The following is a 486-nucleotide window of genomic DNA, read 5'->3' on the forward strand; positions in this document are numbered from 1 at the left end:
TCGGCTACACGGTCACCGACGCGGACAACTCGGTTGCCAACGGCACACTGACCGTCAGCTTCAACGACGACGTGCCTTCGGCGGCGAATGAAGCCGGCGGGGCTGTGCCGGAAGGCACGACGATCAGCGGCACGTTCGACTTTGCATCTGGTGCGGATGGCGCAACGCTGACGCAGATCAATGGCGCCCCGGTCGGTGCTTTCGATGCAGTCACCGGTTGGTCCGGCTGGATCGACGTCGGCGCGGGCTCGATCCGGGTCAAGGCCGACGGCAGCTACGAGTTCCAGGCGGATGCTCCGACGGTCGGAGCGTCTCTGCCGGTCAATGGCACCTACACGGTGACGGACGGTGACGGCGACACGTCGACGGCAAACTTCGGCTTCTCGGTGACGGATGCCAACCAGCCGACCGGTGGCTCGGCGTCTGCGAATGTCGACGATGACGGTCTGGCTGGCGCCAACCCGGCTCCGGTTGCCGGTGCAGCGA

At 66.3% G+C, this 486-nt stretch carries 1 protein-coding gene; it reads left to right on the plus strand.

Annotated elements, in window-relative coordinates:
- Window positions 1-486, plus strand: a 486-nt coding sequence (locus tag IB265_RS36290; RefSeq protein WP_375293119.1) for an Ig-like domain-containing protein, incomplete at both ends; no start/stop codon positions are given.

The sequence above is a fragment of the Ensifer sp. ENS10 genome (assembly GCF_014852025.1).
Taxonomy (GTDB): domain Bacteria; phylum Pseudomonadota; class Alphaproteobacteria; order Rhizobiales; family Rhizobiaceae; genus Ensifer.